15 protein-coding genes and 1 tRNA gene are annotated in these 15,936 nt (G+C 66.1%); 13 read left to right on the top strand and 3 right to left on the bottom strand.

The genetic code is table 11. From position 1 onward, the window contains the following. Nucleotides 1-9: 9 nt before the first annotated feature. Complete coding sequence (locus tag AC5RVB_RS09640) at nucleotides 10-717, bottom strand: response regulator (RefSeq protein ID WP_290245301.1); 708 nt, start codon at nucleotides 715-717, stop codon at nucleotides 10-12. Between the two features lie 2 nt (nucleotides 718-719). Continuing rightward, complete coding sequence (locus AC5RVB_RS09635; RefSeq protein WP_494142579.1) at nucleotides 720-2,336, bottom strand: sensor histidine kinase; 1,617 nt, start codon at nucleotides 2,334-2,336, stop codon at nucleotides 720-722. 131 nt (nucleotides 2,337-2,467) lie between these two features. On the opposite strand from AC5RVB_RS09635, the gene AC5RVB_RS09630 reads away from it, so the two are divergent. From AC5RVB_RS09630 to AC5RVB_RS09585, 10 genes are all read left to right on the top strand, one after another. Then, nucleotides 2,468-3,880: a cation:dicarboxylate symporter family transporter gene (locus AC5RVB_RS09630; protein ID WP_227902331.1), complete on the top strand. Its 1,413-nt coding sequence runs from the start codon at nucleotides 2,468-2,470 to the stop codon at nucleotides 3,878-3,880. A gap of 145 nt (nucleotides 3,881-4,025) precedes the next feature. Beyond that, nucleotides 4,026-4,613 carry a GNAT family N-acetyltransferase gene (locus AC5RVB_RS09625; RefSeq protein ID WP_494142578.1) on the top strand — a complete coding sequence of 196 codons (588 nt, stop codon included), beginning with the start codon at nucleotides 4,026-4,028 and terminating at the stop codon, nucleotides 4,611-4,613. A 114-nt stretch (nucleotides 4,614-4,727) separates the two neighbouring features. Next, nucleotides 4,728-5,621 carry a ParA family protein gene (locus tag AC5RVB_RS09620; RefSeq protein WP_227902329.1) on the top strand — a complete coding sequence of 298 codons (894 nt, stop codon included), beginning with the start codon at nucleotides 4,728-4,730 and terminating at the stop codon, nucleotides 5,619-5,621. Then, the gene (locus AC5RVB_RS09615) at nucleotides 5,599-6,510 is read left to right on the top strand and encodes a segregation and condensation protein A (RefSeq protein ID WP_494142577.1); all 912 of its coding nucleotides are present in this window, start codon (nucleotides 5,599-5,601) and stop codon (nucleotides 6,508-6,510) included. Before AC5RVB_RS09620 ends, AC5RVB_RS09615 begins: the two co-directional genes overlap by 23 nt. After that, the gene (scpB, locus tag AC5RVB_RS09610) at nucleotides 6,507-7,148 is read left to right on the top strand and encodes an SMC-Scp complex subunit ScpB (protein WP_227902328.1); all 642 of its coding nucleotides are present in this window, start codon (nucleotides 6,507-6,509) and stop codon (nucleotides 7,146-7,148) included. The genes AC5RVB_RS09615 and scpB overlap by 4 nt, the downstream gene beginning before the upstream one ends. A gap of 24 nt (nucleotides 7,149-7,172) precedes the next feature. Then, nucleotides 7,173-8,372 carry a pseudouridine synthase gene (locus AC5RVB_RS09605; protein WP_227902327.1) on the top strand — a complete coding sequence of 400 codons (1,200 nt, stop codon included), beginning with the start codon at nucleotides 7,173-7,175 and terminating at the stop codon, nucleotides 8,370-8,372. Nucleotides 8,373-8,376: 4 nt separating this feature from the next. Then, the gene (locus AC5RVB_RS09600) at nucleotides 8,377-9,486 is read left to right on the top strand and encodes a prephenate dehydrogenase (RefSeq protein WP_227902326.1); all 1,110 of its coding nucleotides are present in this window, start codon (nucleotides 8,377-8,379) and stop codon (nucleotides 9,484-9,486) included. Further along, nucleotides 9,483-10,184, top strand: a complete 702-nt coding sequence (cmk, locus tag AC5RVB_RS09595; protein ID WP_227902325.1) for a (d)CMP kinase — start codon at nucleotides 9,483-9,485, stop codon at nucleotides 10,182-10,184. Before AC5RVB_RS09600 ends, cmk begins: the two co-directional genes overlap by 4 nt. A gap of 171 nt (nucleotides 10,185-10,355) precedes the next feature. Next, on the top strand, nucleotides 10,356-11,918 hold the full coding sequence (gene der / locus AC5RVB_RS09590) for a ribosome biogenesis GTPase Der (protein WP_494142576.1): 1,563 nt from the start codon (nucleotides 10,356-10,358) through the stop codon (nucleotides 11,916-11,918). A gap of 241 nt (nucleotides 11,919-12,159) precedes the next feature. Then, a tRNA-Pro gene (locus tag AC5RVB_RS09585) sits at nucleotides 12,160-12,233 on the top strand. Nucleotides 12,234-12,337: 104 nt separating this feature from the next. Here the strand turns inward: AC5RVB_RS09585 and AC5RVB_RS09580 are convergent. Beyond that, nucleotides 12,338-12,901 (bottom strand): alpha/beta fold hydrolase, encoded by a 564-nt coding sequence (locus tag AC5RVB_RS09580; protein ID WP_494142575.1) that lies wholly within the window; start codon nucleotides 12,899-12,901, stop codon nucleotides 12,338-12,340. A 285-nt stretch (nucleotides 12,902-13,186) separates the two neighbouring features. On the opposite strand from AC5RVB_RS09580, the gene AC5RVB_RS09575 reads away from it, so the two are divergent. The 3 genes from AC5RVB_RS09575 (at nucleotide 13,187) to AC5RVB_RS09565 (ending at nucleotide 15,913) form a co-directional block, all read left to right on the top strand. Beyond that, nucleotides 13,187-14,305 (top strand): PQQ-dependent sugar dehydrogenase, encoded by a 1,119-nt coding sequence (locus tag AC5RVB_RS09575; RefSeq protein WP_494142574.1) that lies wholly within the window; start codon nucleotides 13,187-13,189, stop codon nucleotides 14,303-14,305. A gap of 176 nt (nucleotides 14,306-14,481) precedes the next feature. Next, nucleotides 14,482-15,237, top strand: a complete 756-nt coding sequence (locus AC5RVB_RS09570) for a VOC family protein (RefSeq protein ID WP_494142573.1) — start codon at nucleotides 14,482-14,484, stop codon at nucleotides 15,235-15,237. A gap of 199 nt (nucleotides 15,238-15,436) precedes the next feature. Next, the gene (locus AC5RVB_RS09565; RefSeq protein WP_494142572.1) at nucleotides 15,437-15,913 is read left to right on the top strand and encodes an FHA domain-containing protein; all 477 of its coding nucleotides are present in this window, start codon (nucleotides 15,437-15,439) and stop codon (nucleotides 15,911-15,913) included. The last annotated feature ends 23 nt before the right edge of the window (nucleotides 15,914-15,936 follow it).

Genomic DNA, 15,936 nt, shown 5'->3' with positions numbered 1-15,936 from the left:
CGTCGCCGGTTACCGCCGCCAGCTGTATTCAAGTTCCGGGCGGCCGCGAGTGCCGTACCTCGGGGCACGCAGCACGGCACCCTGATCGGCCAGGTGCTCCAGATAGCGCCGGGCGGTAATCCGGGACATTTCCAGCTGCACTGCCACCTCCGTGGCGGACAGAGGGGACGGGGCACGCTTCAGCAGGTCACCGACGGCGGCCAGTGTTTCTCCCGAGAGGCCCTTGGGCAGTACGGCTGCCACAGCCGGCCGGAGCGCGGCAAAGGCACTGTCCACTTCGCTCTGGGTGGTGGCGGTTGCCTGCTCTCCCATCCGGCGCCGGTACTCGGCATAGGTGGTGAGCTTGGTGCTGAACGCAGAGAAGGTAAACGGCTTGATCAGGTATCCGACGATCCCGCCGGACATGGCACTGCGCACTACGGCCAGATCCCGGACGGCGGTGATGGCAATGACGTCAACGGGCAGCCCCGCGCCCCGGATCCGCCGCAGCAGGTCCAGCCCGTGCAGATCGGGCAGGTTCATATCCAGCAGCACCAGGTCAATACCCGGTTCCTCCGCCATCCGACCGGCGTCCTTGAGCATATTCAGCGCCTCCGTGCCGGTACGCGCGATCCCCGCGAGCCGGAACCCGGGGATGCGCCGGACGTACTCGGCATGGGCCTCGGCCGGGATCTGCTCATCTTCCACCACCAGGACGCCGATGGGGGACTGCGTCACCGTCACGGGGCCACATCCGTCAGGGCCGCCGGCGTTTGCTTCGGGGCGGGAACGGGCAGCTGCACACTGAAGCAGGCGCCGGGTCCCGATAAAACGCGGATGTCGCCGTCCAGGCGGGTCACCGCCTGCCGGACCAGCGCAAGTCCTATGCCCCGTCCTGCCAGCGCACGGCCGTCGCCGGGCTCCTTGGTGCTGAACCCCTGTTCGAATATATGTTCGAGTATGGTGGGCGCGACGCCGGGCCCGTCATCCTGCACTTCGATCAGCACGTGGGTTTCCTCGGTATCCAGAAGCAGTGAAACGGACCCGTCCGCGGCATCAAAGGCGTTATCCAGCAGGTTTCCGATGATGGTCACCAGTTCCACGGGTTCTACGCCGCCGCCGGTGAACCGGCCGCACGTCTGCGCCACCTCGATGTGCAGGTCAATGCCGCGCTCGCGGGCCTGGGCGGCCTTGCCCATCAGCAGGGCCGTGACAGCCGGCTCTTCGACACCCGCCAGGACCTCGTCATTGAGCTGCTGGGACTGCTCCAGGTCGGCAGTGGCAAACCGGACCGCTTCCCCGGACCGGCCCAGCTCAATGAGCGAGACAAGGGTATGCACCCGGTTGGCGTGTTCGTGGGTCTGCGCACTCAGGGCATCCGCCAGGGTGCGCAGGGACGCCAGCTCGCCGGTCAGTGATTCGACGTCCGTATGGTCACGCAGCGTGGTCACCGTGCCGTAGCGGCGGCGCTGCGGGGCGGCGGAGACGGCAGCGGACTGGTTGACCACCAGGACGCGCTCGCCGGTGAGGTGGATTTCCTCCCGCGCATCCCGCCCTGAACGAAGCAGTTCCGACAGCGGGCCCGGAAGGGGAGGGAGCTGCTGCGGCCCGGATCCGCCGGGCGGCAGGCCCAGGAGTCCGGCAGCCTCGTCGTTGTACAGCACCAGCTGCCCCCGGTTGTTGTGCAGCAGCAATCCGTCACGGACCGAGTGCAGGGCGGAATCGTAAAAAGTGAACATATGGGCCAGTTCGCCGGGGCGCAGGTCATGGGTAACCCGGCGCAGGTAGCGGCTGAGCAGGTACGCGGCCACCGCTCCGACCGCCAGGGCCAGGGCATCGATGGCGAACAGTTCGGGCAGGCGGGCATCGCGGGCAATGCCCACGCGGTCCACGGTGATGCCGGCAGCCACAAGGGCAATGATGTTCCCGTCGTCATCCCGTACCGGTGTAATGGCGCGGACCGACGGCCCCAGGGTGCCGGTGTAGGTTTCGGTGAAGCTCTCGCCGGCGAGCGCCTGGTCCACTGAGCCGATGTAGGGCTTGCCTATCTGGTCGGGATTCCGGTGCGTAAGCCGGGTGCGGTCCGTGTCCATGATGGTCACGAAATCCACGCCGACCCGGTCCATGACGTCCCGGGCGTACACCTGCAGGACTTCCGGCTCGGAAGATTCGACGGCGCTGCGCACGGTGCCGCTCGCGGCTACGGTGCCAGCAACCGCCAGCATCCGCTGACCGGTCTCCGCATACGTGTTTTCTTCGGCCTGGTTGTACAGCCCCCAGCCGATGCCGCCGGAGACGCAGAGGATGAATGCCAGCTGCGCCAGCAGGAAGCGGCGGGCCAGGCTCCACTGATGCACGTTCGTCCTTACGTCTGCCGGAAATGGGTATTAGTTGGGAAATCTGTCGAGAACAGTATGAACACAAGGGTGACTGTGGTCACACAGGGGCAGAAGATGGGAGCCGATCAAAAGCAACTAGGAGTACCGCCATGGCAGCTGCCGCTTCCCCGGCCGCCGGTTCACAGAAGAGCCGCCGGCCGGACAGAACACATTTCCTTTACATCGCCGTCATCGCGGCGGTGGTGCTCGGTGCCGTCATCGGCCTGGCCGCACCCGAGTTCGCCAAGTCCCTGAAACCGCTCGGGACCGGGTTCATCAGCCTCATCAAGATGATGATCGCCCCGGTCATCTTCTGCACCATTGTCCTAGGCATCGGTTCAATCGCCAAAGCAGCCACGGTTGGCAAGGTCGGCGGCCTGGCGCTGGGCTACTTCATCATCATGTCCACCTTCGCCCTGGCCATCGGCCTGGTGGTGGGCAACTTCATCCATCCGGGTGAGGGTCTGGATATCGCCGCGTCCTCGGATGCCGCTCCGGCCGCCGCGGAAGACGAGGAGGGAATGACGGGCTTCCTGCTCAGCATTATTCCCACCACGCTGCTGGCCTCCCTGACCGGTGAAAGCATCCTGCAGACCCTCTTTGTTGCCCTGCTCGTGGGCTTCGCGCTGCAGAAGATGGGCACCGCCGGCGCCCCCGTGCTCAAGGGCATCGGCTACATCCAGGCACTCGTGTTCCGTATCCTCATGATGATCATGTGGCTGGCACCGATCGGTGCGTTCGGCGCCATTGCCGCCGTCGTCGGCGAGACCGGCATCCAGGCCATCGTCAGCATGGCCACCCTGATGGTCGCCTTCTACCTCACCTGCATCCTCTTCATCGTGGTGGTCCTGGGCAGCATCCTGAAGCTGGTCACCGGCGTGAACATTTTCAAGCTCATGCGCTACCTCGGCCGCGAATACCTGCTGATCTTCTCCACGTCCTCCTCCGAGGTGGCACTGCCCCGCCTGATCGCCAAGATGGAGCACCTGGGTATCTCCAAGCCGGTGGTGGGAGTGACGGTTCCCACCGGTTACTCCTTCAACCTGGACGGCACGGCCATCTACCTGACCATGGCGGCACTTTTTGTTGCCTCAGCCATGGGCAAGCCGCTGGAGCTCGGTGAGCAGATCTCGCTGCTGGTCTTTATGATCATTGCGTCCAAGGGTGCCGCCGGGGTTACCGGCGCTGGCCTGGCCACCCTGGCCGGCGGGCTGCAGTCACACCGCCCCGACCTCATCGACGGCGTGGGCCTGATCGTGGGCATCGACCGGTTTATGTCCGAGGCCCGTGCACTGACCAACTTCACCGGCAACGCCGTTGCCACCGTGCTGATCGGAACCTGGACCAAGGAAATCGACAAGGAACAGGTCACCGCCGTGCTGGACCGCGAGCGTCCCTTCGACGAGGCCAGCATGAACATCGATGCAGGCACCGACGAGCCGCGCGAGACAGAAGAGTCCCGCGAACTGGCCGAAACCGTTCCCGGTCCTGCCGGAAGCGCGCCGGCTGCCCCCCGGCACTGACGCCCATCTGCCTACGAACGCCCCGCCCCGGTATATCCGGGGCGGGGCGTTTTGCTGTGCCGTGCTCTTTCGCGCTGCCCGCGCGCCCCGGACCGACTGCCCGTGAAACCGGCATAATGGGCGTGTCCGGCACGGGAGGAAGATCATGACGGCTCTTGGCCCCTATCTGCGGCGCGGATCGCTCAATGCCTCGGCGCAGCCGTCCCTGGCCGCCGACGGGCTGGTCCTGCGGCCCTGGACCGTGGATGACGCCGCGGTACTGGTCACCGCCTACAGCCAGCCGGAAATAGCCTTTTACAACCGCCGCACCATGGATGGCGAAGCCGAAGCGCGGGGATGGATCACCAGCTGGTCCGCCCGTTGGCAGGACGAATCCGGGGCAAACTGGGCCGTGTGCAGCGGCGGCGGAGACGTTGTAGGCCGTGTGGCGCTGAGCCGCCTCAACCTGTACGAAGGCGAGGGCGAGCTCGGGTATTGGGTGATGGAAGCGGAGCGGGGAAAAGGTGTGGCGGCCCACGCCGTGGAAGCGCTTAGCCAATGGAGTTTCAGCGCCCTGGGGCTGAAACGGCTTCAGCTGTCCCACTCGGTCCGCAATGAGGCGTCCTGTGCGGTGGCACGGAAGGCCGGTTATGCCTTGGAGGGGATCCGGCGCAGCGGACTGCGGCACCAGGACGGCTGGCATGACATGCACCTTCACGCTGCGGTGAACCCGCAAGGTTCGAGTTCTACTTGAGCGTCAAGGCTCGCCGGTGTTCGGGGCGACGATTCACGGTATGGCCGTGGCCCGGCTGTAACCTTGACAAAGACAGCCCGCAGGACAGCTAGATACGGAAGCGTGGATTTATACGTGAGCAGCGATCAGAGTTCGTCGACTCTGCAGGACGCAACCGCAACCGATACGGCGATGGGTCCCACCGGACGTCCCGTCACGGAATTCCCGGAACCTCCCGTCCTCACCTCACATGGCCCTGCGCGGATCATCGCGATGGTGAACCAGAAGGGCGGGGTCGGCAAGACCACCTCCACCATCAACCTCGGGGCCGCGCTGGCCGAGGCCGGCCGCCGCGTTCTGCTGGTGGACTTTGACCCGCAGGGAGCCCTGTCCGCGGGTCTCGGAGCCAACCCCCACGAGCTGGATCTCACCGTCTACAACGTGCTGATGGACCGCAAGGTGGATATCCGCGAGGCCATCCATGAAACCGCGATCGAAAACATCCACCTGCTGCCGGCCAACATTGACCTGTCCGCGGCAGAGGTCCAGCTGGTGAACGAAGTGGCCCGCGAGCAGGTGCTCGAACGTGCGCTTCGCCGTGTGAGTGACGAGTACGACGTCATCCTCATCGACTGCCAGCCCTCCCTGGGCCTGCTTACCGTCAACGCACTGACCGCGGCGCACGGCGTGATCATTCCGCTGATCTGCGAATTCTTCGCCCTCCGCGCGGTTGCGCTGCTGGTGGAGACCATTGAAAAGGTGCAGGACCGCCTCAACCCGGGCCTGCAGGTGGACGGTGTCCTGGCCACCATGTATGACGCCCGCACCCTGCACAGCCGCGAGGTCATTTCCCGGCTGGTGGAAGCCTTCGGTGACAAGGTCTTCGAAACGGTCATCAAGCGGACCATCAAGTTTGCCGACGCCACCGTGGCCGCCGAGCCGATCACCTCCTACGCAGGGAACCACCCGGGCGCCGACTCGTACCGCCGTCTGGCCAAGGAACTGATTGCCCGCGGCGGCGCGCCCTAAGCCGGCCGGGCCAGCTGTCGCGCCCGACGACGCTCCGCAGCAGAGGGCGTCCGAACGAGGCGGCTTTGAAGTACGCCTGACAAACTTCACCGGGCCCTTCGATGTGCTGCTGGGGCTGATCTCCAAGCACGAGCTGGACATCACCGAGATAGCCCTCGCCGCGGTCACGGATGAGTTCCTGGGCTACATCCGCGAGCTTTTCGGCACCGGCCCGGAGGTGGCGCTGGACGAGGCGAGCGAATTCCTGGTCATCGCAGCCACGCTTCTGGACCTCAAGGCTGCGCGCCTGCTGCCGGCCGGAGATGTCGAAGACGAAGAAGACGTTGCCCTGCTCGAGGCCCGCGACCTGCTCTTCGCCCGCCTGCTGCAGTACAAGGCGTTTCGGGAAATGGCGCGGCTGATGGGGGAGCGGCTCACCGAGGAAGCCAGGCGCTTCCCCCGTCAGGTAAGCCTGGAACCCCGTTTTGCGGCCATGCTGCCCGAACTGATCTGGCGCACCACACCGCAGCAGTTCGCCGAGCTTGCCGCCCGTGCCCTCCAGCCCCGGGACGAGCAGCCCCCAACGGTGGGCCTGGATCATCTGCACGCGCCTAAAACCAGCGTCCGGGAGCAGAGCCGCATCCTGGCCGGCAGGCTGTTTGACCAGGGCGCGGCTACGTTTGCCGAGCTGGTCTCGGATGCCGACGGGCCTGTGGCGGTGGCCCGGTTCCTGGCGCTGCTGGAGCTGTTCCGGGACGGAGCGGTCAGCTTTGACCAGGATGCTCCGCTGGGAGAGCTGCGGATCACCTGGACCGGCGGAGACCCGGAATCCGCGGTTGCCTTGGTTCCGGCTGATGAATACGCCGGCACCGGCGAGAGCAGTGCCGGTAGTGAAAGGATTCTGACATGACGGCAGAGCAGCATGATTCGGCAGCACGCACCGTTCCCGGCGACGCCCCGGACGGGGCTGCGCTGCCCGGCGGAGTGAAGCCGGCGGTGGAAGCGGTGCTGATGGTGGTGGACGAACCGGTGGCGCCTGCTGAACTGGCCGCGGTGCTCGAGGTGCCGGAGGCTGAGGTGCTCCGGGCACTGGAGGAACTGCGCCGTGAGTATGACGGCTATACTGGGGATGGACCCGAGGGCGCACCGCGTGGTTTTGAACTCCGCGATGTTGCAGGCGGATGGCGGATTTTTTCCCGCGCTGACTATGCGCCCGTTGTGTCGAAGTTTGTACTGGAAGGCCAGAGTGCACGGCTGTCGCAGGCCGCACTGGAAACATTGGCGGTTATTGCCTATCGGCAGCCCGTCTCCCGGGCCCGGGTCTCCGCGATCCGGGGAGTAAACGTCGATTCGGTGGTCCGCACGCTGGTACAGCGTGGATTGATCGTCGATGCCGGCACCGAACCGGAAACCGGTTCGCTGCTGTACCGCACTACGCCGTACTTCCTGGAACGGCTCGGTCTGGGCAGCCTCGACGAACTTCCGCAGATTGCACCGCACCTGCCCGGGCTGGAAAACCTGGCCGAATATGAAGACACTACTTATTAACCGCTACACCCAAAGGACTTACTCATGACACCAGCACCCCGTTCCGGATCCGGCCGCAATACCCCGCGCGGCGGCGGACGCAGTGCCGGTGGTCCCGCCGGCGGCAAGGGCTTCGGCCGCGGCTCCAAGCCCGCTTCGCCGCGCTCCGGCGGCCCCCGCTCCGCCTCCGGCCTGAAAAAGGGCGAAGAGCGCGCCAACGGCTACCGTCCCGCACCCGAGGTGCGGCCCGAGAAGTTCAAGTCCGACGCCGTAAAGGCCTTCGGCCCGACGCCCGGCAAATCTGCCCCCAAGTCCGGTGCGCCGAAGTCCGGTGCGGGTGCCCGTTCCGGCGGTGCCAAGTCCGGTGCCGGCAAGTTCGGCGGCCCCCAGGCCGGTCAGCGCAAGAGCGGTGACCGTGCCTTCCGCAACGAGCGATTCGGCCAGAACCTGGGCCCGGTCCGCCGTTCCACCACGCGGCGTCCCGCCGCACCGGTAATCTCCGAGCACCACAACCCCGAGGGCATCCGCCTGCAGAAGGTAATGGCCAGCGCCGGCGTCGCCTCCCGCCGCGTGTGCGAGGAAATGATCGCGGAAGGCCGCGTGGAGGTGGACGGCGAAGTCGTCACCGAGCTTGGCGTCCGCGTTGATCCCGCCACGGTGGCCATCCATGTGGACGGCATGCGCCTGCAGCTGGACGAAAACCTGAAGTACTACGTCTTCAACAAGCCCCGCGGCGTCATCTCCACCATGGAGGATCCCGAAGGCCGTCCCTGCATCAGCGATTACCTGAAGCCCAGCAGCAAGCATGAGCGCCTCTTCCATGTGGGCCGCCTGGACAACGAGACCGAGGGTCTGCTGCTGCTGACCAATGACGGCGAGCTCACCAACCGTCTGACCCACCCGTCCTTCGAGGTGCCCAAGACGTACCTGGTCCAGGTCCGCGGCCCGATGGGGCAGGGCGTGGGAGCCCAGATGCGCGAAGGCATCGAGCTGGAGGACGGTTTCCAGAAGGTGGACTCCTTCAAACTGGTCGACTCCACGCCCGGGCACATCCTGGTAGAGGTGGTCCTGCACTCGGGCCGTAACCGTATTGTCCGCCGGCTGTTCGACGCCGTCGGGCACCCTGTGGAGCGCCTGGTCCGCACCAAGATCGGCCCGATCAGCCTGGGGGACCAGCGTCAGGGCAGCATCCGCGTTCTCGGCCGCGGCGAGGTGGGACACCTGCTCGCTTCCGTAGGGCTCTAGGGACATGGCCGAAGCCGCTGACGGGGGCACACACCTGTCCGGATCCGTACTGATTATCGGTACGGGACTGCTGGGCACGAGCATCGGCCTGGGGCTCCGTGCCCGGGGCCTCGACGTTGTCCTCTCGGACCTCTCGCCCTCCACTGAAGCCGTTGCCCGGGACATTGGCGCCGGGCGCCTGCTGCGTTCCGTAGAGGCCGCGTTTGCGCCCTCTCTCGTAGTGGTTGCCGCTCCGCCGGATGTCACCGCTTCGCTGGCTGCGGCCGCGTTGAAGGACTGGCCGGACGCCGTCGTTGTTGATATTGCGAGTGTGAAGTCTGCTGTGCTGACCGATCTGCGCTCCAGCGGCGCGGACCTGAGCCGTTACGTTGGCACCCATCCCATGGCCGGCCGGGAGAAATCCGGGCCGGTGGCTGCACGGGCTGAACTGTTCAACGGGATGCCGTGGGTTATCTGCGCGCCGGAGGAAGCAACCCCGAATGCGGTGCGCAGGGCCGAGGCCATGGCCTATGACCTGGGAGCCGTAGTGTCGCGGATGTCGGCGGAGGACCATGATGCCTCCGTGGCGCTGACCTCGCACCTGCCCCAGGTGATGGCGTCCCTGGTCGCCAGCCGGCTGCAGGAAACCCCCTCGCAGTCCCTGGCCCTGTCCGGCAACGGCCTGCGGGACGTGACCCGGATAGCGGCCAGCGATCCGAACCTGTGGGTGCAGATCCTCAGCGGCAACGCCGGGCGGCTGGTACCCATCCTGCACGGCGTGCGGGAGGACCTGAACCGGCTGATCCGCACGCTGGAGGATCCGGTGGCGGACGGTGCCCGGCTGGACATGGCGCAGCTCATCGCCGAGGGCAACGTGGGCCAGGCCCGGATTCCGGGCAAGCACGGCGGGCCGGCCCAGTCCTTTGTCTCCTTCACGGTCCTGGTGGATGACACCCCGGGTCAGATTGCCCGCCTCCTTACCGAGATTGGGGAGATCGGCGTCAACCTGGAGGATCTGCGGCTGGAGCATTCCTCCGGTCGGCAGGTGGGGCGGGCGGAAATCTCCGTGCTCCCCGGCCGGGTAAATGATCTGGTTTCTGAATTAAGCGCCCGCGGGTGGAAGGTAGTGCAGTGAGTTCGAATATTGATCCGGCCCAGTTCCGGCAGGGCAAGCCCCTGGTGGTGGCCATTGACGGCCCGTCCGGCTCCGGCAAGTCCAGCATCAGCCGTGAAGTGGCCCGCCGGCTGCACGCCGCCTACCTCGACACCGGTGCCATGTACCGCGCCGTCACGCTCTCCTGCATGGAAGCGGGTATCGACCTGACCGACTCGGTGGCTGTGGAAGCCGCTGCGGAGACAGCCGATATTGCCCTGAGCATGTCCCCGAACGAGGAATGGGTCCGGGTCAGCGGCCGTGACGTCACTGACGCCATCCGCGAACCCTCGGTCTCCTCCTCCGTCAGCGCCGTGGCCACGACGCTGGGCGCCAGGGCCGAACTGGTCCGCCGCCAGCAGCAGCTGATCCGGGACTCCGGTCTGCGGATTGTGGCCGAAGGCCGCGACATTACCACTGTGGTGGCACCCCACGCCGAAGTGCGCATCCTCCTCACCGCCAGCGAGGAAGCCCGGCTCCGCCGTCGCGGCATCCAGCTCGGCGGGACCCAGAGCGCGGCTGCACTGAAGGAACAGGTGCTGGTCCGCGACGCCAAGGATTCCACGGTGGTGGATTTCCAGCAGGCAGCCGACGGCGTCACCACCATCGACTCCTCGGACCTGGATTTCGAAGAGACGGTCGCGGCCGTGCTCGACGTCGTTTTCAGCAGCACCCACTAACACCGACGCCGGGAACCCCGGCAGCACCCGCGGGCTCCGGCCCGTGTTTCAATGGGAGGTGGGTCCCTGCGGCAATGCCGCACGGATCTTCCCCTGCACTTACCGGGCTGAACGTCCGGAGACGGCCTGTATGCACAGTGCTGCAGACCTCAACGGAAAGAAAGCAATTCTATGAACGGCAAACCTCTCAACGACGACACCGCCGGTGACGGGACCTCCACGGATGAATACATCCCCGTAGGAGAAGACTCGATCAACGAGCGCCTGGCGGCAATGGACGACGACGAGGCGGAGATCCGCGCCCGCTCCCTCCGGGCCGGCCTTGAGGACTACGAACTCGACGAGGAAGACGCCGCCCTGCTTGCCGGCGGCTTTGAGGAATACGACGAAGACGCGCCCCTGCGCCAGGATCCCGTAGTAGCCATTGTGGGACGGCCGAATGTCGGCAAGTCCACGCTGGTTAACCGCATCCTGGGCCGCCGCGAAGCGGTGGTGGAAGATACTCCGGGCGTTACCCGTGACCGGGTGTCCTACCCGGCGACCTGGAACGGCGTGAACTTCACCCTGGTGGACACGGGCGGCTGGGAGCATGATGCCCGCGGCATCCACGCCCGGGTGGCGGACCAGGCCGAGATCGCCGTCGACCACGCCGACGCCGTCATGCTGGTGGTGGATGCAACAGTAGGCATCACCGCCACCGATGAAGCCGTGGTGCGGATGCTGCGCGGCAAGAAGAAGCCGGTCATTGTTGTTGCCAACAAGGTTGATGACATCCAGAACGAAGCCGACGCGTCTGCTCTCTGGGCGCTGGGCTTCGGCGAACCGTACCCGGTCTCGGCCCTGCACGGCCGCGGCACGGGCGACATGCTTGATGCCGTGATGGACGTCCTGCCCGAGTACTCGGCCTACGGCGGATTGAACCGCTCCGGCGGTCCCCGCCGCATCGCCCTGATCGGACGCCCGAACGTGGGCAAGTCCTCGCTGCTGAACAAGCTGGCAGGCTCCGAACGCGTCGTCGTTGATGACCTGGCCGGGACCACCCGCGACCCGGTGGATGAAATGGTTGAACTCGGCGGGCGCACCTGGCGCTTCGTGGATACCGCCGGCATCCGCCGCCGCCAGCACATGGCCCAGGGTGCGGATTTCTATGCTTCGCTGCGTACGCAGGCTGCCCTGGAAAAGGCCGAGGTCGCCGTGGTGCTCCTGGCCGTCGATGAGGTCCTTAGCGAACAGGATGTCCGTATCCTGCAGCTGGCGATCGAATCCGGCCGCGCACTGGTCCTGGCCTTCAACAAGTGGGACCTGCTCGACGACGACCGCCGCCGCTACCTCAAGACGGAGATCGAGCGCGACCTGGCCCACGTGGAGTGGGCCCCGCACGTGAACATCTCGGCCAAGACCGGCTGGCACAAGGACAAGCTGGTGCCCGCACTGGACACCGCCCTGGAAAGCTGGGACAAGCGCATCCCCACCGGCAAGCTCAACGCCTTCCTGGGCGAGCTGGTGGCGGCGCACCCGCACCCTGTCCGCGGCGGCAAGCAGCCCCGTATCCTCTTCGGCACCCAGGCATCCTCCCGCCCGCCGAAGTTCGTCCTGTTCACCACAGGTTTCCTGGACCCGGGGTACCGCCGCTTCATTACCCGCCGCCTGCGCGAAACCTTCGGCTTCGAAGGAACACCCATTGAGGTGTCCATGCGTGTGCGCGAAAAGCGCGGCAAGAACAGCCGGCGCTAATTTCACCGCACGCACGGTAGCGGTACGGATAACGGGTTTGTCCCTGGGGACAGGCCCGTTTCCGTATCCCGGGGAGTCTGGGCTTTCATTGCGCAGTACGCGTCCTCCGGCACCCTTTGGGGGAGCAGTACCTGCACTATGAACCGGGTTCCGTCGCGGCGGCGGACCCGATTCGGGACTTTCGCTGCTTATGATGTAGAGTATTCGAGTTGGTTCGGCCGGAAATAAACCGGCCGGGTAACGGGTTGTGGCGCAGCTTGGTAGCGCACTTGACTGGGGGTCAAGGGGTCGCAGGTTCAAATCCTGTCAACCCGACAGATAGCCTGGCGGAACGAGAGTTCTGCCGGGCTTTTGTCGTTAAACGGCCTGCCGTTTAGCGACATCTGTCGGTCAGCGGCGTACCAGCGGGCCGTGCCGGCTCACAGGTTCCCCAGTGCCGCCACGTCCTCGGCAATGGCACCCATGCGGCCCTCGAACTGGTGGCCACCGGTTGCGTGCCTGCGAACGGCGGCATGGGGTATTCGCTCAGCGAGCCGCTCAAGGTGGGCAAAGGGCACCACGTCGTCGTCACGGCAGTGATGCAGCCGGACGGGAAGCCGCAGCTGCGCCGCTGGCGGCAGTGCGTACTCGGCCTGCCATCCTTCGGTGCCCCATGCCGGCGTCGCCAGGAGCACCAGGCCCAGGGGAGCGGGCGCCCTGTCATCATCGGCCACGCCATCGTCGGCCCCGCCTTCATCGGCCCCGCTCTCATCCGCATAGTGCAGCAGGGCCATGGATGCACCGAAGGAGTGCCCCACCACCACCGCACCCGGTTCCATCGACGCGAGCCAGCGCTCCAATTCGCGGCGCCACTGGGCAGCGGACATGTCCTCTTCGGGAAATTCGGGCATAACCACGGGGACGTTCAGCCGGTTACGCAGTTCCGCTGCCAACGGCTGGTCATCCATCCATCCGCCGGCACCATGGACGAAGAGAATCTCCATCTTGGCTCCAATGTTTGTTGGGAGCGGGTTCGTATGGCTGGGGGAGAGAGGTAGGGGCTGGGCGCCCGCTCACCACGCTCCGCCGTCGGGCGCTCCAGCGGCCCGCATCGGCCCGCCTCGGCCCGCCTCAAACCCCAGGACCGATTCTCCCCGCCTCCGGGGCACTCCGCCAGATGCGCACAGTCGCCGGGGCAAGGCGGCTTTCCGTCCGCCGGCCTTCCGGAGGGCTCCCCGCCCGGTTAGGTTCGGACAATGACGCGGCTACAGTTCCCAGGTACGCCCGGGATGAACGGTGGACCCGGGACGGCAGACCGGAACGTACCCGGACGCACACTCCGACGCCGTTACCTCCGCCTGGCCGCGATGGTGCTCACTGTCCTGGCCGCTGCTGCCTGTACCGCCGGCCCGGACGGCGCCGGTGGACTGTCCACCGACGAATCGTCCGCCGGTGCCGCCACAGCTGAAACCATCGCCACCGGACTCGACGCTCCGTGGTCCGTTGCGTTCGCCGGCAGCACCGCGCTGATCAGCGAGCGGGATACCGGCCGCATCCTGTCGGTGAACCCTGACGGGACTACCTACGAGGTGGGCAGTATTGCCGAATCAGCCGGCAGCGGAGAAGGCGGGCTCCTCGGGATTGCCGTGCAGGATGGCGTCCTCTTTACGTACCTGACCGCCGGGGAGGAGAACCGGATTGACCGGCGGGAACTAAGCGGGGACGCCGGGTCTTGGGGTTTGGGGCCCCCGGAGACCGTAGTGGAGGGCATTCCCGCAGGCCGGGTCCATAACGGCGGGCGCCTCGCGTTCGGTCCCGACGGCATGCTGTATGCCACCACGGGCGACGCCGGAGACCGGGACAGTGCCCAGGACCTGGAATCGTTGGCTGGCAAGATCCTGCGGATGGCGGCCGACGGCACAGTCCCTGCGGACAATCCGTTGCCCGGGTCCCTCGTCTACAGCTACGGGCACCGCAATCCGCAGGGGATTGGCTGGGATGCCGACGGCATTCTTTACGCCAGTGAGTTCGGTCAGGACACCTGGGACGAGCTCAACGTGATTGAGCCCGGCGGCAACTACGGATGGCCGGAGGTGGAAGGCATGGCAGGTGAGGCAGGCTTCATCGACCCGGTGCAGCAGTGGGCACCCGATGTTGCCAGCCCGAGCGGCATCGCCGTCGTGAAGGAATCCGCCTACATCGCCAACCTGCGCGGGGAACGTCTCCGGCAGGTGCCGCTGGCGGGCCCCGGGACGTCCACGGACTACTTCACCGGCGAACACGGCCGGTTGCGCGATGTGGTGAATGCTCCCGACGGCAGCCTGTGGGTGCTGACAAACAACACCGATGGCCGCGGAAAGCCAGGTCCCGATGATGACCGCATACTGCGCATGGAGCCGCCGGATTAAAGCTGTAGGCAGGCCCTCTTCATCCAGGCCGCGACCGGCTTCCGTTCCGGCACGCTCTGTGCCGCTCTTCCCGCGCCGCCCCCCGGAAGCCTAGCCTTACATCTGTCTGCTGACCGGCCCCCGTGCGGGCTGCTGGCGTCCCGGAGCGAGCCCGACAAGAAACTGGAAGGACAGCCATGCCGGAAAAAATCTCTTCGTTTGCCGTTTCGCTCAACGTTCCGGACCCCGAAGCCTCCGCCCGATTCCTGATAGAGCACTTGGGCTACGCCGTGGACATGGAAGATGACGGGTTTTTCTCCCTTCGCCACCCCGACGGCGGGTCCAACATCATTTTCCTCCGCACCGGGCTGCCCACCTTCAAGCCCGCCGAAGCCGCCGGCCGTGCCCGCGAGGGCCTGCTGCTGGTGCACGAGGTGGACAATCTCGACGCAGCCCATGCGCAACTGCGGGACGCCGGGGCGGAAGTGGTCACGCCACCGGAAACCGAGCCGTGGGGTGAACGCTTTGCCCAGTACCGGGATCCGAACGGCCTGATCATCCAAATGGTCCAATGGGTGGCCGGTCCCGGTGAAGGCAGGGGCGTTCCGCCGGAGCTGGCCCGTGAGGAGCTCCTTCGGCTGGAGCGCAGACTCGCGGTTGAGGGCGCGCCCGCCTACCGGGAACTCCTGCACCCGGACGCCGTGGTGATAGTGCCGGGTGCGGTGCTGAACAAAGGGGAGTGTGTTGCCGCGATCACGGCCGCGGCTCCCTGGGACACCGTCCGGATGGACCCTTTCCGGCACTGGGTCACCGCTGATACGGCGACCCTGGCCTACCGGTTCACGGGCAGTCGGGACGGGGAGGAATATTCGGCTGTAATGCTGTCCGGCTACATTGTCCGCGATGGACGGGCTGAACTGATCCACCACCAGCAGACGCCCGAACCGGGGTGAGTAGGGTGCGGACGGACCGCGGCGGCTGCCGGAGGAACGCCCGGACAAGGACATATAGTTTCCCCAGCGGAATCGCCAGTGCCGCCAAGGGCCTGCAGCGGGTAGGCTAATACAGCAGGTAAGGCAGAAACAGTCGCTGGAACCGGATCAGCCAGGGATACCCCGGCTGATCAGTTTTCATTTTGGGGAGGATTTGCACATGGCGGGCGAGCAGTACAGTGCCGAACGAGCGGACAACCGACTGGCACCAGGCGGAGAAGACACCACATCCATCAGTCTTCCCCCGATTTCCGACTCCACATCGGTGGAGCCGAAGCTGACCCCGGACGAGCGCGCCGCCGTCGCCGCTCTTCCGGCAGGATCAGCCTTGCTGATTGCCCACAGCGGACCCAACGCCGGTGCCCGCTTCCTGCTGGACCAGGATGTGACCACCGCCGGCCGGCATCCCAATGCAGATGTGTTCCTCGATGACGTCACCGTCTCCCGCAAGCATGTCGAGTTCCGCCGTACACCGGAAGGATTCCGGGTGGTCGATTCAATGAGCCTGAACGGTACGTACGTCAACAATGACCGGGTGGACAGTGTGCTGCTGCGCACGGGCAGCGAAGTGCAGATCGGGAAATTCCGGCTGACTTTTTATGCTGCACGGCCGGCATCTGCCCGGACCCAGGCGTAGCTCCGGGCGCAGGGCAGATAAGG

This window comes from Arthrobacter sp. Y3225209, assembly GCF_059090685.1.
This window is presented reverse-complemented; position numbering and strand designations above follow the sequence as displayed.